Consider the following 21,187-nt stretch of genomic DNA (forward strand, 5'->3'; position numbering starts at 1 on the left):
GAGCCTATGCGCCTCAGAGCGCCAACCGCATCGAGGGGTCCGGCTTGCGGACGAAGCCCAGCGCCGCGTACAGCGGCTCGGCCTCGGCGGACGCGTTGAGGTCGACGTGCCGGGCACCCCGCTCCCGGAACCAGTCGAGCAGCTCCTCCATGCACGCGCGCGCGTACCCCCGGCGCCGTGCGTCGGGGTCGGTGGCGACGCTGAAGACGTACCCGACCCGCCCGTGCGGGTTGTCCGCCCGCCCGATCCGGTACTCGAGTGTCCCCACCGACAGCGCCGCCAGCGCGCCCGGCCGTTCGGGACGGTCCACCACGAACGCCGCGAAGTCGCCGTCGGGCTCGGCGAGACGGGCCCGCAGGCTCGGCAGGGACTCCCCGTGCCAGTCCGCGGAACCGGCCGCCGGGAAGACGGAGTCGATCATCACCTGACGCAGCCGCAGTACTTCGGCGGCGTCCTCGGGCGTGGCACGGCGTACGAGACTCATGCCCCGCACGCTAGCGACCGCGTCCCCGGCCCGTCGTGCGGATTTTCTTACCGGTATCCGCTTGCTTGGAGTGCACTCGAAGGCCATAGCGTGGGGCCCATGACGGTGATGCAGACCCCGCCAGCGGCCGCCGAGCGACAAGCCACCCAGCCCGCCCCCATCTGCTCCGCCCCACCCCGGCGGCACCCGCGTCCCGAGGGCCAGGACAGATACACGATCAGCGAGGTCGTGGCGTTCACCGGCCTCACCGCCCACACCCTGCGCTGGTACGAGCGGATCGGCCTGATGCCCCACATCGACCGCTCGCACACCGGCCAGCGCCGGTACTGCAACCGCGACCTGGACTGGCTGGACTTCGTGACCAAGCTGCGGCTGACCGGCATGCCGGTGGCGGACATGGTCCGGTACGCGGAACTGGTGCGGGAGGGCGAGAGCACCTACGCGGAGCGGCGCGCGCTGCTGGAGTCGACCCGGCGGGACGTGCTGGGCCGGATCGCCGAACTGCGGGACACGCTCGCCGTGCTCGACCGGAAGATCGGTTTCTACGCCCAGGAGGGGACAACTCGATGACCGACGCCAGGATCCCGACGGTACGACTCGGCGAGGGCGGACCGGAGGTCGGCGTACAGGGCCTCGGCTGCATGGGAATGAGCGCCGCGTACGGTCCCGCCGACGCGGGGGAGTCCCGGGCCGCGCTGGAGCGGGCGCTGGAGCTGGGCGTGACCCTCTACGACACGGCGGACATGTACGGCTCCGGGGAGAACGAGCGGTTCCTCGCCCCGTTCTTCAAGGCGCACCGGGACGAGGTCGTCCTCGCGACCAAGTTCGCCCTGTCGATCCCGCCGGACGATCCGACCCGGCGGGTCATCCGCAACGACCCGCCGTACATCCGGCAGGCCGTCGAGGCGAGCCTGCGGCGCCTGGAGGTCGACGTCATCGACCTCTACTACATGCACCGCCGCGATGTGAACGTCCCCATCGAGGAGACCGTGGGGACGATGGCCGAGCTGGTGCGCGAGGGCAAGGTCAAGCACCTCGGGCTGAGCGAGGTCACGGGCGACGAGCTGCGGGCGGCCCGGGCCGTGCACCCGATCGCGGCCGTGCAGTCGGAGTGGTCGCTGTTCAGCCGGGACATCGAGGCGAAGGTGGTGCCGGCCGCCCGTGAGCTGGGCGTCGCGCTGGTGCCGTACTCGCCGCTGGGCAGGGGCTTTCTGACCGGCTCCTTCGGCAACGCCGAGACGGATCTGACGACCGACGACTTCCGCCGTCTGCAGCCCCGCTTCACCGGCGACAACGCCGCCGCCAACGTGGCCCTGCTGGAGCCGATCCGCGAGGTGGCCGCCGCCCACGGGGTCTCCCTCGCCCAGATCGCCCTGGCCTGGGTCCAGCAGCGGTCGGCGGTGCACGGCCTGCCGGTGGTCCAGATCCCCGGTACGACCAAGCGGCGCCGGGTGGAGGAGAACGTGGCGGCGACCGCGATCGTCCTCACCGAGGACGAGCTGGCCCTGCTGGAGCCGATCGCCGCGAAGGTGGCGGGCGCGCGGTACGCGGACATGTCGTTCGCGTCGGCGGGGCGGGAGTAGGGGAGGCCCTCCCCTACAACTCCGCGAGGAGTTCGGCCTTCTTGAAGGAGAACTCCTCGTCCGTCACCAGCCCCGCCTGGTGCAGCTCCCCGAGATGACGGATCCGCTCGGCGATGTCGGCGGGGTCGCGGCGCCCCGGCGTGGCCGGTACCGCGGCCCCCGGCCTCTTCGCCCGTACCGCCGCCAGGACGGCCGCGGCGAAGGGCAGCGACTCGTGGACGGGGCCGTACCCGAGCCCGAACACCACCGTCGCCGGATCCTGGTCCGGCGGCACGGGCCGTTCGGTCGCGGCGTCGCGCGGTACGAGACGCAGGTGGCCCTCCAAGACCTCGGGCGAGCGCCACTCCACCCCGTTCAGGTCGGCGACCGCGAAGCTCTGGTCGCCGGCCTTCCACTTGGCCGAGGACGCGCCCGTCCAGAACCAGCGGAACCGCACCGAGGTCCCGTCGAAGTACGCCTTGCCGTCGTAGGCCTTGAACTGCAGCGGTCCCGACGGCGCCGCGACCAGGTGCCGCTCCGTCGGCCCGGACTCGGTCAGCAGCCCCCGCAGTTCGTCGGCGTAGTACTCCGCGAGCGTCTCCCGCTCGGCCGGCAGCACCAGCCGGTAGGGGTCGTAGGCCTCCTTCAGCTGCCCGGCCGCCGCCTCGATCAGCGGATCGGCGCCGGCCCGGGGCTCGGCCCGCAGGACGACGGTCCCGCGCTTGCCGGGGCTGAGCGTCACGCCTTCGAGCGCGGACAGCGGGATGCGCCGTTCGCCGAGCGCCTGGAACAGCTTCGGTGTTCGAATCCCCCGTTCATAACGGATGAGCACGGAGTCGGACTCGAACTCCCAGGCGGCATGAAATCCGGCCAGTACGTCACCCATGCGGCTCATCGTATGGGGCATCCGCTTCTCACGTCCCTCCCCGCGCGGACCGCACTTCCTGCTGTTTCTACGCGCGTCCGGCCGTCATCGCACCGGACAAACCCGCCCGGCACCCGTCATCGTCATGTGCACAGTCCACCGCGTCGTACGCGCCGACCCCGATGTCGGCGAGGTTGCGCAGGCTGTCCGTGCCCGGCTCGAAATAGCCGCTGTGTCCCTTGGCGTCCCGTGCCGACAGCACCCGCGCGCCGAACGAGGAGGACACGGGGTCGGCGCCGTGCCCGAGCCCGCCGACCTCCAGGTACGGCACGTCCTGCACCCAGTCGTCGGCGTCCCGCATCGCCCACACCCGGGCCCCGGTGCCCAGGCGCGAGGCCCGGGAGACCCGCATGCCGGGGCTGGCGGCCACCGCTATGTCGGCCACCCGGCCGGGCATCTCGCGCGCCGCCACACCGCAGACCACGGAGCCGTAGCTGTGGCAGAACATGGAGACCGGCGCGTTGCCGGGCAGCGCCCGCAGCAGCCCGTTCAGGCGTACGGCCCCGTCGTCGGCGCGCATCGCCGTGGCCGCGTCGACGCCGAGCCCGCTGGGCGCGGTGTAGTCGGCCCAGGCGATCACGGCCGTACGGGTGGTGGGGCTCGCCGTGTGCTCGGCCGCGTACAGGGCCTTCGCCATGCCGACCGGCGCGGAGTACTTGCGGTACGTCCGCTGGAAGGTGAGCAGGTCGGTGTCGACGCCGGGGACGATCACGGAGATCCGCTCGGCCCTGTCGAGGTCGCCGAACACCTCGGCGATCCGGCCGGAGCCGTCCGGGTCGAAGGCGAGGATGTGGCGGTCGCCGCGCATCAGCGCCTCGAAGCGGTGCATGAGGCGGCCCGCCTGCTGCTGCCCGGCCGGCGAGAGCCGGCTGTCGTGCATGCGCTTCTTCTCCGCCTTGCGCGCCTTCTTCAGCGCGATGCGGTTGGCCCGGTAGCGCAGCTCGACGGGAGCGCCGTTCATGTTGCCGACCGCGAGCGGGTAGCTGTGGGCCAGTTCGGCGCGCTGCCCGGCGGTGAGCGAGGCGAAGAAGCGGCCGAGCCGGATGGGGCCCGCTTCCGGGTCCGGCAGCCGGCGCCCGTCGACGCGGCCGTGTTCCCAGGCGGTGAGCGAGGCCCGCAGCGGGGTCGTCTCCCGGTGGGTGCGCAGGGCCGTCCAGCCGGTGGTCGCGAGCATGACGAACACGACGGCCAGAGCGAGCAGCGCTCGCCAGACGTTGAGTTGCGGGGAGGTGTCGAAGGAAGTCACTGGGAGGACACACTAAGAGAACGGGAGGGTCTCGCGGTAACCGAGTGACAGGGATCACGTTTCGGTGTGCGTGATGGTCGCCTCAGTCGGTTCGCCAGGTCCCGGCCAGTGCCGGGCCCACCTGGTCGAGGTGGGCGACGGTGAGTTCGCGGATCGCCTCGACGCTGCACTCCTCGCCCACCGACCAGGCCCGTTGGGTGACCCGCATCACCGCGCCGAACAGGGCCACCAGGAGGCGTGGTCGCGGGTCCGCGTCCACGTCGAGGCCCTCGCGCTCGGCGATGATCCCCGCGATCTCGCCTTCCAGTTCCTCCTGGCGCCGCAGATGGGCGGCGAGCAGCGCGGGCGTGGCCTCGATCATCCGCTGGGCGCGCAGGTGCAGTTCGACCGGGACGACCTGCTCGATGGCCTCCCCGATGGTGTCCCAGCTCGCCATCACGGCCTGCCGCAGCGCCTCCAGCGGGGCCTCGTGCGGCGGACGCTCGCGCACCGCCCGGACGTAGTGCGACTCGGCGAGCCGGAGGACGAAGAAGGCCGCGTCCTCCTTGCCGGCGAAGTAGCGGAAGAAGGTGCGCTGCGAGACGTCGACGGCCTCGGCGATCTCGTCGACGGTGGTGTGCTCGTACCCCTGGGTGAGGAACAGTTCGAGCGCGGCCCGCAGCAGGGCGTCCCGGGTGCGCTGCTTCTTGCGCTCGCGCAGCCCATCCATGAGTGTCTCCTTATAACTGAAGCTGTTTGTCAATTGTCAGCGGCTGACACTAGCCTCGCGCGTATGACTAGTCAGACCATCGACGCGACGGGGCCGGGGGACAAGGCGCCGGACGCCCCGTCGGGCCCGACCCCGGCCGGGGGGCTGCGCGGTCACCCGTGGTTCACCCTGATCACCGTGGCGGTCGGCGTCATGATGGTGGCCCTCGACGGCACCATTGTGGCGATCGCCAACCCGGCCATCGCGCACGACCTGCACGCCAGTTTCGCCGACGTGCAGTGGATCACCAACGCCTACTTCCTCGCCCTGGCCGTCTCCCTGATCACCGCGGGCAAGCTCGGCGACCGGTTCGGCCACCGGCAGACCTTCCTCATCGGCGTGACCGGCTTCGCCGCCGCCTCCGGTGCCATCGGCCTGTCCGACAGCATCGCGATGGTCGTCACCTTCCGGGTCTTCCAGGGCCTGTTCGGCGCGCTGCTGATGCCGGCCGCCCTCGGGCTGCTGCGGGCCACCTTCCCGGCCGACAAGCTCAACATGGCGATCGGCATCTGGGGCATGGTCATCGGCGCGTCCACCGCGGGCGGCCCGATCCTCGGCGGTGTGCTGGTCGAGCACGTCAACTGGCAGTCGGTGTTCTTCATCAACGTGCCGGTCGGCCTGATCGCCCTCACCCTGGGCCTGCTGATCCTCAGGGACCACCGCGCCGAGAACGCCCCCCGCTCCTTCGACGTTTTCGGCATCGCCCTGCTCTCCGGCGCGATGTTCTGCCTGGTCTGGGCGCTCATCAAGGCCCCCACCTGGGGCTGGGGCGCGGGCAGGACCTGGGCGTTCATAGCCGCGTCGGTGGTGCTCTTCGCCGTGTTCTCCGTCTGGGAGACGAAGGTGAGGGAGCCGCTGATCCCGCTCGGCCTGTTCCGTTCGGTCCCGCTGTCGGCGGGCGTGGTCCTGATGGTCCTGATGGCCATCGCGTTCATGGGCGGCCTGTTCTTCGTCACGTTCTACCTCCAGAACGTGCACGGCATGAGCCCGATCGACGCCGGACTCCATCTGCTCCCGCTCACCGGGATGATGATCGTCGGCTCCCCGGTCGCCGGTGTCCTGATCACCAAGCTGGGCCCGCGCATCCCGCTCGCGGGCGGCATGGCGGCCACCGCGATCGCCATGTACGGCATGTCCACGCTGGAGACGGACACCGGCAGCGCCGTGATGTCGCTCTGGTTCGCCCTGCTGGGCCTCGGCCTCGCGCCCGTCATGGTCGGCGCGACGGAGGTCATCGTCGGCAACGCCCCGATGGAGCTCTCCGGTGTGGCCGGCGGCCTCCAGCAGGCGGCGATGCAGATCGGCGGCAGCCTCGGTACGGCGGTCCTCGGTGCCGTGATGGCCTCCAAGGTCGACAGCGACCTGCCGGCCAACTGGGCCGGCGCGGGCCTCCCGAAGCTCACCCCCGACCAGCTGGACAAGGCCTCCGAGGCGGTCCAGGTCGGTGTCGCGCCGGTGGCCAAGGGCACGCCCGAGCCGCTGGTCGCGAAGATCACCTCCGTGGCCCACGACACCTTCATCTCCGGCATGAGCCTGGCGTCCCTGGTCGCGGCGGGCGTGGCGGCGGTGGCCGTCCTGGTCGCCCTGCTCACCAAGCGGGGTGCGAACACGGAGGCGGGAGCGGGCGTGGGCCACATCTGAGCCCGCTGTCCGGGCGGAGTTCGCCTATCAGGGTGACGCCGCCGAAGATTCCTCGCCCCTGGCACGCGCCGCAGGTCACAGTGGGTCAAGTCCTCCGCAGGGCATGGGGGGCACCCGGGCCGCGGCGCGCTGCCGGAGGGGGGCGGCGCGCGGGCAGGTCTGGGACCGCGGAACAGGGGTACCCGAGCATCGAACCCGAACTGTCCATGAAGGACCAGGGAGTTGATGATGGCGGGATTCGGGCACGGAACGCGCAGGTACCCCCGTTCACGCGGCCGGACGTGGTCTCGGAGCGGGCCGGATCGCGCGACGCTCGGAATCATCGGAACCATCTGTGCGGTCGCCGGCTTCTTCACGCTGGGCATCATCCTCGGCCCGGCGGCCGTCGTCTGCGGCTGGCTGGCGATGGGCCGCACATGGTCCTCCGACCGCAACATCCCCGCGCTGGTGGCTCTGGTCCTGGGCGCCATCGACACCCTGCTGGCCATCATCTGGCTGGCGGGGTCGGCGACTATGGGCAACGGGATGTTCTAGAGGGTTCCCCGGGCGGTCTCCGGGGGCTTCCCCCCGGACCCCCGTCCGGCCTCAACGCGGCTGCTCCTGCGCGACCTGCTCCCGCGCGGACAGCGCCGCGACCTCCGCCCGCAGCAGACGGACCTCCTCGGTCAGCGTCTCGATGGCCTCCGTCTGCCGCCGCTCCTCCACGTCGTCCTTCTCGAACCGCGCGATGAACCACGCGGCGATGTTCGCGGTGACGACACCCAGCAGCGCGATGCCCGACAGCATCAGCCCGACGGCGATCATCCGCCCCAGCCCGGTCGTCGGGGCGTGATCCCCGTACCCCACGGTCGTCATCGTCGTGAACGACCACCACACCGCGTCACCCAGTGTCCGGATGTTCCCCCGCGGCGACTCCCGCTCGACGGACAGCACCGCCAGCGACCCGAACATCAGCAAGCCCACCACCGCACCGGCGACATACGTCGTCAGCCGGATCTGCGAGGCCATCCGCGCCCGCCGCCCCACCAGCAGCAGCGTCGACACCATCCGCAGCAGACGCAGCGGCTGCAGCATCGGCAGGACCACCGCGCACAGGTCTATCCAGTGCGTCCGCACGAACTCCCGGCGGCGCGGGGCGAGCGCGAGCCGCATCAGGTAGTCGACGGCGAACGCCGCCCACACCACCCACTCCGTGGCCGTGCACAGGGACGTCAGGAACCGGTCGGCGGAGCTGTCCACGATCGGCACGGCGTAGGCGACGGCGAACGCCACCGCGAGCGCCAGCAACGGACGCTGGGTGTGCCGTTCCCAACGGGCCTGCGCCGATTGTTCGTTCATGACCGTAATCGTAAAGAAAAGGTAAGGGCGGCGGAGCCGAGCCCGCCGCCCTTCACCCGTTCACGCGGCGTCGCGTCAGGCGTCGCCTCCGGCCGCCCCCGGGTCCGCCGCCGACACGTCCAGCAGCTGGTACCGGTCGATGGCCTGCTTCAGCACCGAACGGTCGACCTTGCCCTCCCGGGCCAGCTCGGTCAGCACCGCCACCACGATCGACTGCGCGTCGATGTGGAAGAACCGGCGGGCCGCGCCCCGGGTGTCGGCGAAGCCGAAGCCGTCCGCGCCCAGCGACTGGTACGTCCCCGGCACCCACCGCGCGATCTGGTCCGGAACCGACCGCATCCAGTCGGACACGGCCACGAACGGCCCCTCGGAGCCGGTCAGCTTCCGCGTCACGTACGGCACCCGCTGCTCCTCCTCGGGGTGCAGCAGGTTGTGCTCCTCGACGGCCACGGCCTCGCGCCGCAGCTCGTTCCAGGAGGTCGCCGACCAGACGTCGGCCTTGACGTTCCACTCCTCGCCGAGGATCCGCTGGGCCTCCAGCGCCCACGGGACCGCCACGCCGGACGCCATGATCTGCGCCGGGATCGAGCCCGAGGCGCCCTCGCCGATCCGGTGGATGCCCTTGAGGATGCCCTCGACGTCCACGTTCGCCGGCTCGGCCGGGTGCTGGATGGGCTCGTTGTAGACGGTCAGGTAGTAGAAGACGTCCTCGCCCTGCGGGTGCTCGGGCGTCCCGCCGTACATCCGGCGCAGCCCGTCCTGCACGATGTGCGCGATCTCGTACGAGTACGCCGGGTCGTAGGCGACACAGGCCGGGTTCGTCGAGGCGAGCAGCTGCGAGTGGCCGTCCGCGTGCTGCAGACCCTCACCGGTCAGGGTCGTACGTCCAGCGGTCGCGCCCAGGACGAAACCACGCGCGAGCTGGTCGGCCATCTGCCAGAACTGGTCACCCGTGCGCTGGAAACCGAACATCGAGTAGAAGACGTACACCGGGATCAGCGGCTCGCCGTGCGTGGCGTACGCCGAGCCCGCCGCGATCAGCGAGGCCGTGCAGCCCGCCTCCGAGATGCCGTCGTGCAGCATCTGCCCGGTCGGCGACTCCTTGTAGGCCAGGAGCAGGTCCCGGTCCACCGCCTCGTACTGCTGGCCCAGCGGGTTGTAGATCTTCGCGCTCGGGAAGAAGGAGTCCATGCCGAACGTGCGGTACTCGTCCGGCGCGATCAGCACGAACCGCTTGCCGAGCTCCTTGTCCCGCATGAGGTCCTTGAGCAGCCGGACGAAGGCCATGGTCGTGGCGATGGACTGCTGACCCGAGCCCTTCTTCACGGTCGCGTACGTCTTGTCGTCCGGCAGCGCGAGCGGCTTGGAGCGCACGACGCGCGTCGGGACGTACCCGCCGAGCCCCTTGCGCCGGTCGTGCATGTACTGGATCTCCTCGGAGTTGCGCCCCGGGTGGTAGTACGGCGGCGCGCCGGACTCCAGCTCCTTGTCGGAGATCGGCAGGTGCAGGCGGTCGCGGAAGCGCTTGAGGTCGTCGACCGTCAGCTTCTTCATCTGGTGCGTGGCGTTGCGGCCCTCGAAGTTCGGGCCCAGCGTCCAGCCCTTGATCGTCTTGGCCAGGATCACCGTCGGCTGGCCCCTGTGCTCCTTGGCCGCCTTGAACGCCGCGTAGATCTTCCGGTGGTCGTGACCGCCGCGCCCCAGGTGCAGGATCTGGTCGTCGGTCATGTTCTCGACCATCGCGCGCAGCCGGTGGTCGTCGCCGAAGAAGTGGTCGCGGATGTAGCCGCCGGTCTCGGTCGCGTACGTCTGGAACTGGCCGTCCGGCGTGGTGTTCATCTTGTTGACCAGGATCCCGTCCCGGTCCTGCGCCAGCAGCGGGTCCCAGGAGCGGTCCCAGACCAGCTTGATCACGTTCCAGCCGGCGCCCCGGAAGACCGACTCCAGCTCCTGGATGATCTTGCCGTTGCCGCGCACCGGGCCGTCCAGCCGCTGCAGGTTGCAGTTGACCACGAAGGTCAGGTTGTCCAGGCCCTCGCGGGCGGCGATGGACAACTGGCCGAGCGACTCCGGCTCGTCCATCTCGCCGTCGCCGAGGAACGCCCACACATGCGACTTGGAGGTGTCGGCGATACCGCGCGCCTCCATGTAGCGGTTCATCCGCGCCTGGTAGATCGCGCCGAGCGGGCCGAGGCCCATGGAGACCGTCGGGAACTCCCAGAAGTCCGGCATGGAGCGCGGGTGCGGGTAGCTGGACAGGCCGTCGGGGTACTTCGACTTCTCCTGGCGGAAGCCGTCCAGCTGCGCCTCGGTGAGCCGGTCGAGCATGTACGCGCGGGCGTAGATGCCCGGGGAGGCGTGGCCCTGGAAGAAGACCTGGTCGCCGCCGTCGCCCTCGTCCTTGCCCCGGAAGAAGTGGTTGAAGCCCACGTCGTAGAGCGAGGCGGAGGACGCGAAGGTGGCGATGTGGCCGCCGACGCCGATACCCGGCCGCTGGGCGCGCGAGACCATCACGGCGGCGTTCCAGCGGGTCGCGTTGAGGATCCTGCGCTCGATCTCCTCGTTGCCGGGGAAGAACGGCTCGCTCTTGGTGGGGATCGTGTTGACGTAGTCCGTGCTGCGCATCTCGGGCACGGCCACGCGCTTCTCGCGGGCTCGTTCGATCAGCCGGAGCATGAGGTAGCGGGCCCGCTCCCGGCCGCGCTCGTCGACGGCGGCGTCCAGGGAGTCGAGCCACTCCTGGGTCTCTTCGGGATCGAAGTCAGGAACCTGACTCGGAAGGCCGCCAATGATGATCGGGTTGCGATCGGATCCGGAAGCCACGCTGTTCCTTACCTGTCAGAGGGCCACTTTTTTTGCTCGTACCTACACCGTTCCCCATCGTGTACCTCGGGAAGGCGTACGTCATCTCTACCGTGAGGTAACCGAGGCATCCGTCTGGCCCCCCTCAAGCCATATGATTCCAAACCTCGCAAACAGGGCACAACGGTGTGGTGTACGTCCGCAGGGCTCGCGATACGGTGCCGTAAGTTGCGGCGACACGGCCGGGATCGTCACCGTTTCGGCGGTCCGAACCGCCGGGTACTTGCGCGATCCGCCCCGCCCGTGTGGACTACGGCCAATGCTTCGCGCACGCGCGTGGCTGAGATATTCACCAAGACATGATCAGGAGGCAACCCGTGAGCGCGACCGCGGACCACGCGGAGGAGCGGACGAGCCCTGCCGTCAGGCTGGGGTTCCAGCCCGAGCAGGTGGTCCAGGAGATCGGCTACGACGACGACGTCGACCAGGAGCTCCGCGAGTCCATCGAAGAAGTCATCGGCAGCGAGCTGATGGACGAGGACTACGACGACGTGGCCGATGCCGTCGTGCTCTGGTTCCGCGACGAGGACGGCGACCTGACGGATGCGCTGGTGGATGCCACCACGTACATCGAGGAAGGCGGCGCGATCCTGCTCCTCACACCGAAGACGGGCCGTGCGGGGTACGTGGAGCCGAGTGACATCTCGGAAGCCGCTGCCACCGCCGGGCTGACGGCGTCCAAGAGCGTCAGCGTCGGCAAGGACTGGAGCGGCTCGCGGCTGGCCACGCCCAAGGCCGCGAAGTCCAAGAGGTGACGTCCCGGCCGGGTCGGGCCGTGTGCCCGGCCCGGCCGCCGCATGTCCCGGGGTGACGGCTGCGTAGGGTGGGCCTGAGTTCTCGCACTCAGGTGCTCTCACCCGAACAGCCCACCGAGAGGGATGCAGAAACGATGGCGATCCAGGTCGGCGACAAGGCCCCCGACTTCGAGCTCAAGGACAACCACGGCCGCGCCGTGAAACTGTCCGACTTCCGCGGCCAGAAGCACGTGGTGCTGCTCTTCTACCCCTTCGCCTTCACCGGCGTGTGCACCGGTGAGCTGTGCGAGGTGCGCGACAACCTGCCGAAGTTCGCCGACCGCGACACCCAGGTGCTCGCCGTCTCCAACGACTCCATCCACTCCCTGCGCGTCTTCGCCGAGCAGGAGGGCCTGGAGTACCCGCTGCTGAGCGACTTCTGGCCGCACGGTGAGGTCTCCCGTGCCTACGGGGTCTTCGCCGAGGACAAGGGCTGCGCCGTGCGCGGCACCTTCGTCATCGACAAGGAGGGCGTGGTCCGCTGGACGGTCGTCAACGCCCTGCCGGACGCCCGCGACCTGAGCGAGTACGTCAAGGCGCTCGACACCATCTAGATCTTCACGCCATCCGGTCTCGACACCCGGCGATTGTCCGCCTCCAGGGACTGCGGGGGGCGGGAACCCGTTACTAGGATCGACTCGTTGATCCGGTATCCGACGCACGACGGGGCTCCCCGCCCCTGGACACCACATGGAGGACCCCGTGGGAGTCAGCCTCAGCAAGGGCGGCAACGTTTCGCTGACCAAGGAGGCCCCCGGCCTGACCGCGGTCATCGTCGGTCTGGGGTGGGACGTCCGCACCACGACCGGCACCGATTTCGACCTCGACGCGAGTGCGCTGCTGCTGAACAACTCCGGCAAGGTCGGCAGCGACGCGAACTTCGTGTTCTTCAACAACCTCAAGAGCCCGGACGGCTCCGTCGAGCACACCGGTGACAACCTCACCGGTGAGGGCGAGGGCGACGACGAGCAGATCAAGGTCAACCTGGCCGGCGTGCCGACCGAGGTGGAGAAGATCGTCTTCCCGGTGTCGATCTACGACGCCGAGAACCGCCAGCAGTCCTTCGGCCAGGTGCGCAACGCGTTCATCCGCGTGGTCAACCAGGCCGGCGGACAGGAGATCGCCAGGTACGACCTGAGTGAGGACGCCTCCACCGAGACGGCCATGGTCTTCGGCGAGCTGTACCGGCACGGCGCGGAGTGGAAGTTCCGCGCCATCGGCCAGGGGTACGCCTCGGGCCTGCGCGGCATCGCCCAGGACTTCGGCGTCAACGTCTGAGGCACCCCGACCGCTCAACGGCCTGTCCGGCGCCGCACCGTTTACGGTCGGCGCCGGACGCGCAGGACAACCGAAGAAGCATCACCAGGGGAGGACCAGCATCATGGGCGTCACGCTCGCCAAGGGAGGCAACGTCTCCCTCTCCAAGGCCGCACCGAATCTCACCAACGTCATGATCGGACTCGGCTGGGACGCCCGTTCCACCACCGGCGCCCCCTTCGACCTGGACGCCAGCGCGCTGCTGTGCAGCAGCGGGCGGGTGCTCGGCGACGAGTGGTTCGTCTTCTACAACCAGCTCAAGAGCCCGGACGGCTCGGTGGAGCACACGGGGGACAACCTCACCGGTGACGGCGACGGCGACGACGAGTCCATCCTGGTCGACCTGCCGAAGGTGCCGGCCGGCTGCGACAAGATCGTCTTTCCGGTCTCCATCCATATGGCCGATGAGCGCGGCCAGACCTTCGGCCAGGTCTCCAACGCCTTCATCCGCGTCGTCAACCAGGCCGACGGCCAGGAACTGGCCCGGTACGACCTGAGTGAGGACGCCTCCACCGAGACGGCCATGATCTTCGGCGAGCTCTACCGCTACGGCGGCGAGTGGAAGTTCCGCGCGGTGGGTCAGGGGTACGCGTCGGGGCTGCGGGGCATCGCCCTGGACTTCGGCGTCAACGTCTCGTAGCGCTCGGCGGCCTGGACGCCCCTCCTGGCCGGGCTCGAGAGGCACGATCTAGACTTCGGGGTCAACAGTGAGTAAAGCCGAGTACGGCGCGGGGCGGACCCGTACAGAGACGATGGGGTAAGCAGTGCTTCTCAAAACCTTCGGCTGGTCGTTCGCGATCACCGTGCTCGGCCTGGCCGCGGCGGTCTTGTACGGGGGGTGGGAAGCCTTCGGAATCGTGGCGATCCTGTCCATCCTCGAGATCTCGCTGTCCTTCGACAACGCGGTGGTCAACGCCGGGATCCTGAAGAAGATGAACGCCTTCTGGCAGAAGATCTTCCTGACGGTCGGCGTGCTCATCGCGGTCTTCGGTATGCGGCTGGTCTTCCCGGTCGTCATCGTCGCCATCAGCGCCAAGATCGGCCCGATCGCCGCGGTCGACCTCGCGCTGAACAACAAGGACCACTACCAGGAGCTCGTCACCGACGCGCACCCGGCGATCGCCGCTTTCGGTGGCATGTTCCTGCTGATGATCTTCCTCGACTTCATCTTCGAGGACCGCGACATCAAGTGGCTGAACTGGCTGGAAAAGCCCCTGGCCAAGCTCGGCAAGGTCGACATGCTGTCGGTCTGCATCGCCCTGGTCGTCCTGCTGATCACCTCCTTCACCTTCGCCACCCACGCCCACCAGCACGGCGGCGCGCACGTCGACAAGGCGCAGACGGTCCTGATCTCCGGCATCGCCGGTCTGATCACGTACATGGTCGTCGGCGGTCTCTCCGGCTACTTCGAGGACAAGCTGGAGGAAGAGGAGGAGCGCGAGCACGAGGAGGAGGAAGAGGCCGCCCGCACCGGAAAGCAGCGCTCGGCGGTCGTGCTGGCCGGCCAGGCCGCGTTCTTCATGTTCCTCTACCTCGAGGTCCTCGACGCGTCCTTCTCCTTCGACGGTGTGATCGGCGCGTTCGCCATCACCAACGACATCGTGCTGATGGCGCTGGGCCTGGGCATCGGCGCGATGTACGTCCGGTCGCTCACCGTCTACCTGGTCCGCCAGGGCACCCTGGACGACTACGTCTACCTGGAGCACGGCGCCCACTACGCGATCGGCGCGCTGGCCGTGATCCTCATGGTCACCATCCAGTACCAGATCAACGAGGTGATCACCGGTCTCGTCGGCGTGATCCTGATCGCCTGGTCCTTCTGGTCCTCGGTCCGCCGCAACCGCGCCCTCGCGGACGCGGAGGGAAAAGCGGGCAGGAAGGCTGAGGTCTCCTCCGGGGTGTGACGCACCCCCGAGTGAGGAACGCTCTGAGCGGGGCGGCCGTCGATGGCGGCCGTCCCGCTGCTGTTTTGACCTGAGTACCTGGGGGCGGGAATGGGCTTCTTCGACGGGCTGCTGGGCGCGCGTGCGGACGACTTCGACTCGGGCAGTTCCGCCACGAACTCCATCAAGCTCACCAAGCGGCACCACCAGGTGTCCCTCACCAAGCAGGGCGCGGCCACCGGGCACCTGCGCGTCAACCTGACCTGGCGGATGCGGACGTCCGACCTCGACGGCGGCCCGCGCCCGAGCCTGTTCCGGGACCCCTTCAAGGCGCTCAAGCCGCCGGAGGTCCTCGGACACGGGCAGAGCATGGTCAACGTCGACCTCGACCTGGGCTGCCTGTACGAGCTCATGGACGGCACCAAGGGAGTCGTACAGCCGCTCGGCGGCTACCTCGGGGACGTCAACGCGCCGCCGTACGTCAAGCTCAGCGGCGACGACCGGTTCGGCTCGGCGTCCGGCGAGACGATGTACGTCAACCTGGACCACCGGGAGAACATCAAGCGGCTGCTGGTCTTCGTCTACATCTACGACCAGACACCGGCCTTCGACCGCACCCACGCGATCGTCACGCTGTACCCCAGCAACGGCCCCCGGATCGAGATAGGCCTGGACGAACGGCACCAGCAGGCGCGCTCATGCGCCGTGGTGATGATCGAGAACGTCAAGGGGGAACTGGTCGTCCGGCGCGAGGTCAAGTTCGTGTACGGCTTCCAGGCCGAGCTGGACCGGCTCTACGGGTGGGGCCTGCAGTGGGGGCGGGGCTACAAGGCCAAGGCGGAGAAGTGACCCACCCGCCCGCCGGACACCGGCCCCCCGGTCAGCGGCCCGCCGGTCACCGACCGACGAACTGCGGCCCCTGCGGCGGCAGCCGGAAGTCCGCGTCCGGGAACGCCGCCGCCGGCGGGTAGCCGTACGCGGGACGGCCGGCCGGCTGGGGGTAGCCGTACGCGGGCTGCGTGGTCGGCGGCTGCATGGTCACGGGCTGCACGGTCGCGGGCTGCTGCTGGGGATAGCCGTACGCCGGCTGCGGCGGGACCGAGGTGGTCGGCTGCTCGGGGGGCAGGGGCTGCGACGGGGAGGACTCCTCCGCCGCCTCCGACTCGTCCACCGAGATACCGAAGTCGGTCGCGAGGCCCCTGAGGCCGTTGGAGTAGCCCTCGCCCAGCGCGCGGAACTTCCAGCCCTCGCCGCGCCGGTACAGCTCACCGCAGATCAGCGCGGTCTCCGCGCCGGTCTCGGGCTTGATGTCGAAGTGGGCCAGCGGCTCCCCGTCCGGTACGGCCGCGTCGTACAGCAGGATGCGCAGGGCCTGTACGTGGTCGAAGGGAACGCCGTCCGCCGAAGCGACGAGCAGAATCCGGCCGACGCCGGGCTCGACACCGGTGAGATCCGTCTGGATCGTGTCGGTGAGGCCCTCGGCGACCCGCTTCTTGCCGAGCCGCCACACCTTCCCGGAGGGGTGCCGGGGCTGGTTGTAGAAGACGAAGTCCTCGTCGGAGCGCACACGACCGTCGGGGCCGAGGAGCAGCGCCGAGGCATCGACGTCCGGGACCCCCTGCCCGGGCGCCCAGCGCAGCACGGCGCGCACCGTCGTGGCTTCGAGCGGGACGTTCGACCCCTTCAGCATGGCGTGCGTCATGCGATCATCCTGCCCTCTCGGTCCTGGCCACGACAATGCGGGGTGCCGCTGCCGTCACGGCCTTGCTCACCTGGCGTTACTTGAAATTCATGACCGGGGGGAACCCGTGACATGGATCCCTACGTACTATTACCGGCCACCTGTTTGCGGAATCCACAGGCTTACTTTGTGCCACGGGGGAGTTATATGCGTCATTTCGGGCACATCGCCCCTGAGGTGCGGCAGCGCCTCTTCCACCAGGAGCCGTGCGAGTTCACCGCCGACTCCCCGGCCCGGCTGCTCTCCGCGGCCCTGGGCGCCACGCTGTACAGCCCGGCCACCCGGGCGCGGCTCGCCGACGACATCGTCAAGCAGGCCGGACACGGCGTGGTCTCGATGGTGCTGTGCCTGGAGGACTCGATCGCCGACGCGGACGTCGTGGCGGGCGAGGAGAACCTCGTACAGCAGTTCGCCGACCTGGCCGGGCGGGACGGTGTGCAGCTGCCCCTGCTCTTCATCCGGGTCCGTGTCCCCGAGCAGATCCCCGACCTCGCCCGCCGCCTGGGGCCCGGCATCCGGCTGCTGTCCGGATTCGTGCTGCCCAAGTTCACCGAGGAGCGCGGCATCCCCTTCCTGGAGGCGCTGTCGGCCGCCGAGGCGGAGACCGGGCGCCGGCTGTTCGTCATGCCGGTGCTGGAGTCGCCCGAGCTGCTGTACCGCGAGTCGCGGGTGGAGACGCTGGAGGGGATCTTCCGCGCGGTCGACAAGTACCGCGACCGGGTGCTCGCCCTGCGCCTCGGTGTCACCGACTTCTGCTCCTCCTACGGGCTGCGCCGGGCCCCCGACATGACCGCGTACGACGTCCAGATCGTCGCCTCCGTGATCGCCGACGTGGTGAACATGCTGGGACGGGCCGACGGGACGGGGTTCACGGTGACCGGGCCGGTGTGGGAGTACTTCCGGGTGCCCGAGCGCATGTTCAAGCCGATGCTGCGGCACAGCCCCTTCCTGGAGGGGCAGGCCGTCGACCTGCGCGAGAGGCTCATCGAGCACGCCATGGACGGGCTGCTGCGGGAGATCTCCCTCGACCAGGCCAACGGCCTGCTCGGCAAGACCTGCATCCACCCCTCCCACGTGCTCCCGGTGCACGCGCTGTCCGTGGTCAGTCACGAGGAGTTCAGTGACGCGGCGGACATCCTGCGGCCGGAACGGGGCGGCGGGGGTGTACTCAGGTCGGCCTACACGAACAAGATGAACGAGGTGAAGCCGCACCGCGCCTGGGCCGAGCGGACCATGCTGCGCGCCGAGGTGTTCGGCGTCGCCAACGAGGACGTCGGTTTCGTGGAGCTGCTCGCCGCCGGGATACCCGGCTGAACACCCGGTTCGAACACAAGGGACGTATGAACAAGGCAGTGAACGACGGGGTCTGGTCCGGCGCCTGGGTCACCGAGCGGCTCGGGGTCGAGCTCACGGGCGACGACGCGCTGACGGGCCTGCTGGGGCTCGCGCTGCGGCGCAACCCCAAGCGGGCCCACCTCCTCGTCTCCAACGTGCTGGGCAAGCACGTACCGCAGTCCCCTTCGGTGGTGTACGGCCACGGGGTGGCCCTGGGCCGCCGGGTCCGCGACCTGCTCGGCGACGAGGAGGCCGCCCGCGCGGTCGTCCTGGGCTACGCGGAGACCGCCACCGGCCTCGGCCACTCGGTCGCCGACGGCCTGAGCCTCGCCCCGTACCTGCACTCCACCCGCCGCCCGGTCCCCGGCATCGCCCCGGCGGGCGGCTTCGAGGAGTCCCACTCGCACGCCACCTCGCACCTGCTGCTCCCCGAGGACCCGGCGCTGCTGACCGGCGACGGCCCGCTGGTCCTGGTCGACGACGAGTTCTCCACCGGCAACACGGTCCTGAACACCATCCGCGACCTCCACGAGCGCTACCCGCGCAACCGGTACGTCGTGGTCGCCCTGGTCGACATGCGCTCCCCGCAGGACCTGGGCCGCCTCACCGACTTCGCCCACGAGATCGGCGCCCGTGTGGACCTGATCGCCGCAGCCTCCGGCACGGTCCTCCTCCCGGAGGGGGTGCTCGCGAAGGGACAGGAACTGGTGTCCCGGTACGAGCCGGCCACACCGGGCGCGTCCGGCGCGGGCGCGGCTGAGGCGGGCGAGGGTGCGGGGGCCGGGGCGGGTGTTTCCGGTCGGGTCGTGCGGATGCGGGTCGACTGGCCGGTGGGGCTTCCCGACGGGGGGCGGCACGGGTTCACGCCCGGGCACCGGGGCCGGCTGGAGGAGGCGCTGCCCGCCATGGCGGCCAGGGTCGCCGAGGTGATACCCGCGGACGCCCAGCGGGTGCTGGTGCTCGGGTTCGAGGAGCTGATGTACGCCCCGCTGCGGCTGGCCGAGGCGCTGGAGCGGGTGGTGGACGCCGAGGTGCGGTACTCCACGACCACCCGCTCGCCCGTCCTCGCGGTCGACGACCCGGGCTACGCGATACGCAGCCGGATCGTCTTCCCCGCCCACGACGACCCCGCCGACGGCCCCGGCGAGCGCTACGCCTACAACGTAGCGGGCGCCGGCTTCGACGCGGTCGTCGCCGTCGTCGACTCGGTCGCCGACACCCCCGCACTGCACGCCCCCGACGGCCTGCTGGCCCAGCTCGCCGCGCACACGCCGCACGTCCTGCTCGCCGCCGTACCCTCGTACGTCCCCGAAAGGCCCTCCATGCTGCCCGAGCCCCTCCGCGGCCCCGCCTTCTCCTCGTACGCGCCCGAGGAGGTCGGCTGGCTGCTGCGGGACCTCTCGGACGTGACGCTGGAGGCGCCGACCGAGGAGCGCGAGGAGGCGATCCAGAGCGGCGGGGCGCACTACGCCGAGTCGCTGCCGGTGGAGTACCAGCCGAGCGAGCGGTACCAGGCGCTGTTCCACGCGGCGCTGGAGACCTCGGCCGCCCGGATCGCGCAGGCCGTCGGCGTGGTGACGGAGATGGTGATCGCCGAGCGGTCACCGCGGCCCGTCCTCGTCTCCCTGGCCCGCGCCGGCACCCCCGTCGGCGTCCTCATGCGCCGATGGGCCCAGTTCCGGCACGGCCTCGAACTGCCGCACTACGCCGTGTCGATCGTGCGCGGCCGGGGCATCGACGCCAACGCCCTGCGCTGGCTGGCCGCCCACCACGACCCGAGGGACGTCGTCTTCGTCGACGGCTGGACCGGCAAGGGCGCCATCACCCGGGAACTCGCCGACGCCATCGAGGAGTTCGAGGCCTCCGACGGCATCACCGGCTTCGACCCGGAGATCGCGGTACTGGCCGACCCGGGCTCGTGCGTGCGCACCTACGGCACCCGCGAGGACTTCCTGATCCCCTCCGCCTGCCTCAACTCGACCGTCTCCGGCCTGATCTCCCGTACCGTGCTGCGCGCCGACCTGGTGGGCCCGCACGACTTCCACGGTGCGAAGTTCTACCGCGAACTCGCCGGAGCCGATGTGTCCGTGGCCTTCCTGGACGCCGTCTCCGCCCGCTTCCAGGACGTCGCGGACGGCGTGGCCGAGGCCGTGAAGGACCTCGCGGCCGGTGACCGCTCACCCACCTGGGAGGGCTGGAAGGCGGTGGAACGCATCAGCGAGGAGTACGGCATCCACGACGTGAACCTGGTCAAGCCCGGCGTCGGCGAGACCACCCGCGTGCTGCTGCGCCGGGTCCCGTGGAAGATCCTGGCCCGGGCCGGGGCTGGCGCCGACCTGGACCACGTACGCCTGCTGGCCGAGCAACGGGGCGTACCCGTGGAGGAGGTGGACGACCTGCCGTACACCTGCGTGGGCCTGATCCACCCCAAGTACACGCGCGGCGCGACCGGCGCCGACGGCAAGGCGGTGAACGTCTGATGCCGGTGCTGGTGGCGAGCGACCTCGACCGTACGCTGATCTACTCCGCGGCGGCCCTGGCACTGACCATGCCGGACGCTCGGGCCCCCCGGATGCTGTGCGTGGAGGTGCACGAGAGCAGGCCGCTGTCGTACATGACGGAGACGGCGGCCCGGCTGCTCACCGACCTCGGCGACACGGCGCTGTTCATGCCGACGACGACCCGCACCCGCAAGCAGTACCAGCGCATCAACCTGCCGGGCCCGGAGCCGACGTACGCGATCTGCGCCAACGGCGGCCATCTGCTGGTGGACGGCGTGTCGGACGGCGACTGGCACCGCCAGGTCACCGACCGGCTGGCCGGCGAGTGCGCGCCGCTCGCTCAGGTGCAGGACCATCTGCTGCGGACCGCCGACCCGGTCTGGGTGCGCAAGCACCGCGTCGCCGAGGACCTGTTCGCCTACCTCGTCGTGGAGCGCGAGCTGCTGCCCGAGGAGTGGGTGAAGGAGCTCGCCGTGTGGGCGGAGAACCTCGGCTGGACGGTCTCCCTGCAGGGCCGCAAGATCTACGCCGTGCCGGGCCCGCTCACCAAGAGCGCCGCCGTCCGCGAGGTCGCCCGCCGCACCGGCGCCGAGCTCGTGCTCGGCGCGGGCGACTCCCTCCTCGACGCCGACCTGCTGCTGGCGGTGGACCGGGGCTGGCGCCCGGGCCACGGCGAGCTGGCCGACACCAGCTGGACGGCGCCCGGGATCACCGCCCTGCCCGAGCGCGGGGTGCTGGCCGGGGAGCGGATCCTGCGGGAGTTCCTGAGCGCGGCCCGGGCGCCCCGGTAGCCGCCGGCGCCCCGAAGGC

General features: G+C 70.3%; 20 protein-coding genes. 13 read left to right on the forward strand and 7 right to left on the reverse strand.

Annotated features, from left to right (window positions below; all coding sequences use genetic code 11):
• Positions 1 to 13: 13 nt before the first annotated feature.
• Positions 14 to 484, reverse strand: coding sequence for a GNAT family N-acetyltransferase (locus tag ACZ7L0_RS30955; protein ID WP_471245819.1), 471 nt, complete (start codon positions 482 to 484; stop codon positions 14 to 16).
• Positions 485 to 583: 99 nt separating this feature from the next.
• Between ACZ7L0_RS30955 and ACZ7L0_RS30960 the strand changes: the two genes are divergently transcribed.
• Positions 584 to 1,054 carry a MerR family transcriptional regulator gene (locus ACZ7L0_RS30960; RefSeq protein WP_471245820.1) on the forward strand — a complete coding sequence of 157 codons (471 nt, stop codon included), beginning with the start codon at positions 584 to 586 and terminating at the stop codon, positions 1,052 to 1,054.
• Positions 1,051 to 2,067, forward strand: a complete 1,017-nt coding sequence (locus ACZ7L0_RS30965; protein WP_471245821.1) for an aldo/keto reductase — start codon at positions 1,051 to 1,053, stop codon at positions 2,065 to 2,067. The genes ACZ7L0_RS30960 and ACZ7L0_RS30965 overlap by 4 nt, the downstream gene beginning before the upstream one ends.
• A gap of 13 nt (positions 2,068 to 2,080) precedes the next feature.
• On the opposite strand, the gene ACZ7L0_RS30970 is transcribed toward ACZ7L0_RS30965, so the two are convergent.
• From ACZ7L0_RS30970 to ACZ7L0_RS30980, 3 genes are all read right to left on the reverse strand, one after another.
• On the reverse strand, positions 2,081 to 2,932 hold the full coding sequence (locus ACZ7L0_RS30970) for a DUF4429 domain-containing protein (protein WP_471245822.1): 852 nt from the start codon (positions 2,930 to 2,932) through the stop codon (positions 2,081 to 2,083).
• Positions 2,933 to 2,999: 67 nt separating this feature from the next.
• Positions 3,000 to 4,217: an alpha/beta hydrolase gene (locus ACZ7L0_RS30975; protein WP_471245823.1), complete on the reverse strand. Its 1,218-nt coding sequence runs from the start codon at positions 4,215 to 4,217 to the stop codon at positions 3,000 to 3,002.
• 82 nt (positions 4,218 to 4,299) lie between these two features.
• Positions 4,300 to 4,926 (reverse strand): TetR/AcrR family transcriptional regulator, encoded by a 627-nt coding sequence (locus tag ACZ7L0_RS30980; protein ID WP_471245824.1) that lies wholly within the window; start codon positions 4,924 to 4,926, stop codon positions 4,300 to 4,302.
• Positions 4,927 to 4,989: 63 nt separating this feature from the next.
• Between ACZ7L0_RS30980 and ACZ7L0_RS30985 the strand changes: the two genes are divergently transcribed.
• Together ACZ7L0_RS30985 and ACZ7L0_RS30990 are read left to right on the forward strand one after the other, a co-directional pair.
• The gene (locus tag ACZ7L0_RS30985) at positions 4,990 to 6,606 is read left to right on the forward strand and encodes an MFS transporter (protein WP_471245825.1); all 1,617 of its coding nucleotides are present in this window, start codon (positions 4,990 to 4,992) and stop codon (positions 6,604 to 6,606) included.
• 225 nt (positions 6,607 to 6,831) lie between these two features.
• Positions 6,832 to 7,140: a small hydrophobic protein gene (locus tag ACZ7L0_RS30990; protein WP_471245826.1), complete on the forward strand. Its 309-nt coding sequence runs from the start codon at positions 6,832 to 6,834 to the stop codon at positions 7,138 to 7,140.
• A gap of 51 nt (positions 7,141 to 7,191) precedes the next feature.
• Here the strand turns inward: ACZ7L0_RS30990 and ACZ7L0_RS30995 are convergent, their stop codons facing one another.
• Complete coding sequence (locus ACZ7L0_RS30995; RefSeq protein ID WP_471245827.1) at positions 7,192 to 7,944, reverse strand: potassium channel family protein; 753 nt, start codon at positions 7,942 to 7,944, stop codon at positions 7,192 to 7,194.
• Between the two features lie 75 nt (positions 7,945 to 8,019).
• Complete coding sequence (aceE, locus tag ACZ7L0_RS31000) at positions 8,020 to 10,767, reverse strand: pyruvate dehydrogenase (acetyl-transferring), homodimeric type (RefSeq protein WP_471245828.1); 2,748 nt, start codon at positions 10,765 to 10,767, stop codon at positions 8,020 to 8,022.
• 356 nt (positions 10,768 to 11,123) lie between these two features.
• On the opposite strand from aceE, the gene ACZ7L0_RS31005 reads away from it, so the two are divergent.
• The 6 genes from ACZ7L0_RS31005 (at position 11,124) to ACZ7L0_RS31030 (ending at position 15,649) form a co-directional block, all read left to right on the forward strand.
• The gene (locus ACZ7L0_RS31005; RefSeq protein WP_471245829.1) at positions 11,124 to 11,561 is read left to right on the forward strand and encodes a DUF3052 domain-containing protein; all 438 of its coding nucleotides are present in this window, start codon (positions 11,124 to 11,126) and stop codon (positions 11,559 to 11,561) included.
• A gap of 134 nt (positions 11,562 to 11,695) precedes the next feature.
• Positions 11,696 to 12,154, forward strand: a complete 459-nt coding sequence (locus tag ACZ7L0_RS31010; protein WP_471245830.1) for a peroxiredoxin — start codon at positions 11,696 to 11,698, stop codon at positions 12,152 to 12,154.
• Positions 12,155 to 12,302: 148 nt separating this feature from the next.
• Complete coding sequence (locus tag ACZ7L0_RS31015; protein ID WP_471245831.1) at positions 12,303 to 12,878, forward strand: TerD family protein; 576 nt, start codon at positions 12,303 to 12,305, stop codon at positions 12,876 to 12,878.
• A gap of 103 nt (positions 12,879 to 12,981) precedes the next feature.
• Entirely contained in the window at positions 12,982 to 13,557 is a 576-nt protein-coding gene (locus ACZ7L0_RS31020; protein ID WP_471245832.1) for a TerD family protein, read from the forward strand.
• A 124-nt stretch (positions 13,558 to 13,681) separates the two neighbouring features.
• Entirely contained in the window at positions 13,682 to 14,821 is a 1,140-nt protein-coding gene (locus ACZ7L0_RS31025) for a DUF475 domain-containing protein (RefSeq protein WP_471245833.1), read from the forward strand.
• A 90-nt stretch (positions 14,822 to 14,911) separates the two neighbouring features.
• Entirely contained in the window at positions 14,912 to 15,649 is a 738-nt protein-coding gene (locus tag ACZ7L0_RS31030) for a TerD family protein (protein ID WP_471245834.1), read from the forward strand.
• 46 nt (positions 15,650 to 15,695) lie between these two features.
• On the opposite strand, the gene ACZ7L0_RS31035 is transcribed toward ACZ7L0_RS31030, so the two are convergent.
• The gene (locus ACZ7L0_RS31035; RefSeq protein ID WP_471245835.1) at positions 15,696 to 16,502 is read right to left on the reverse strand and encodes a TerD family protein; all 807 of its coding nucleotides are present in this window, start codon (positions 16,500 to 16,502) and stop codon (positions 15,696 to 15,698) included.
• Between the two features lie 186 nt (positions 16,503 to 16,688).
• Between ACZ7L0_RS31035 and ACZ7L0_RS31040 the strand changes: the two genes are divergently transcribed.
• From ACZ7L0_RS31040 to ACZ7L0_RS31050, 3 genes are read left to right on the forward strand one after another with little or no spacing between them, the layout of a single operon-like run.
• Positions 16,689 to 17,855, forward strand: coding sequence for an HpcH/HpaI aldolase/citrate lyase family protein (locus ACZ7L0_RS31040; protein WP_471245836.1), 1,167 nt, complete (start codon positions 16,689 to 16,691; stop codon positions 17,853 to 17,855).
• A 26-nt stretch (positions 17,856 to 17,881) separates the two neighbouring features.
• Complete coding sequence (locus ACZ7L0_RS31045; protein ID WP_471245837.1) at positions 17,882 to 20,356, forward strand: phosphoribosyltransferase; 2,475 nt, start codon at positions 17,882 to 17,884, stop codon at positions 20,354 to 20,356.
• Positions 20,356 to 21,168, forward strand: a complete 813-nt coding sequence (locus tag ACZ7L0_RS31050) for an HAD family hydrolase (protein ID WP_471245838.1) — start codon at positions 20,356 to 20,358, stop codon at positions 21,166 to 21,168. Before ACZ7L0_RS31045 ends, ACZ7L0_RS31050 begins: the two co-directional genes overlap by 1 nt.
• Positions 21,169 to 21,187 lie beyond the last annotated feature (19 nt).

It is taken from the genome of Streptomyces sp. NPDC039424 (genome assembly GCF_055639495.1).

What these genes read in the sequence shown, in the direction of transcription:
- ACZ7L0_RS31010 (WP_471245830.1), top strand. Translation starts at nt 11,696, where the DNA reads ATGGCGATCCAGGTCGGCGACAAGGCCCCCGACTTCGAGCTCAAGGAC.
- ACZ7L0_RS31020 (WP_471245832.1), top strand. Translation starts at nt 12,982, where the DNA reads ATGGGCGTCACGCTCGCCAAGGGAGGCAACGTCTCCCTCTCCAAGGCC.
- ACZ7L0_RS31050 (WP_471245838.1), top strand. Translation starts at nt 20,356, where the DNA reads ATGCCGGTGCTGGTGGCGAGCGACCTCGACCGTACGCTGATCTACTCC.
- ACZ7L0_RS30985 (WP_471245825.1), top strand. Translation starts at nt 4,990, where the DNA reads ATGACTAGTCAGACCATCGACGCGACGGGGCCGGGGGACAAGGCGCCG.
- ACZ7L0_RS30970 (WP_471245822.1), bottom strand. Translation starts at nt 2,932, where the DNA reads ATGGGTGACGTACTGGCCGGATTTCATGCCGCCTGGGAGTTCGAGTCC.
- ACZ7L0_RS31030 (WP_471245834.1), top strand. Translation starts at nt 14,912, where the DNA reads ATGGGCTTCTTCGACGGGCTGCTGGGCGCGCGTGCGGACGACTTCGAC.
- ACZ7L0_RS31035 (WP_471245835.1), bottom strand. Translation starts at nt 16,502, where the DNA reads ATGACGCACGCCATGCTGAAGGGGTCGAACGTCCCGCTCGAAGCCACG.
- ACZ7L0_RS31040 (WP_471245836.1), top strand. Translation starts at nt 16,689, where the DNA reads ATGCGTCATTTCGGGCACATCGCCCCTGAGGTGCGGCAGCGCCTCTTC.
- ACZ7L0_RS30980 (WP_471245824.1), bottom strand. Translation starts at nt 4,926, where the DNA reads ATGGATGGGCTGCGCGAGCGCAAGAAGCAGCGCACCCGGGACGCCCTG.
- ACZ7L0_RS30990 (WP_471245826.1), top strand. Translation starts at nt 6,832, where the DNA reads ATGATGGCGGGATTCGGGCACGGAACGCGCAGGTACCCCCGTTCACGC.
- ACZ7L0_RS30960 (WP_471245820.1), top strand. Translation starts at nt 584, where the DNA reads ATGACGGTGATGCAGACCCCGCCAGCGGCCGCCGAGCGACAAGCCACC.
- ACZ7L0_RS30955 (WP_471245819.1), bottom strand. Translation starts at nt 484, where the DNA reads ATGAGTCTCGTACGCCGTGCCACGCCCGAGGACGCCGCCGAAGTACTG.
- ACZ7L0_RS30965 (WP_471245821.1), top strand. Translation starts at nt 1,051, where the DNA reads ATGACCGACGCCAGGATCCCGACGGTACGACTCGGCGAGGGCGGACCG.
- ACZ7L0_RS31045 (WP_471245837.1), top strand. Translation starts at nt 17,882, where the DNA reads ATGAACAAGGCAGTGAACGACGGGGTCTGGTCCGGCGCCTGGGTCACC.
- ACZ7L0_RS30995 (WP_471245827.1), bottom strand. Translation starts at nt 7,944, where the DNA reads ATGAACGAACAATCGGCGCAGGCCCGTTGGGAACGGCACACCCAGCGT.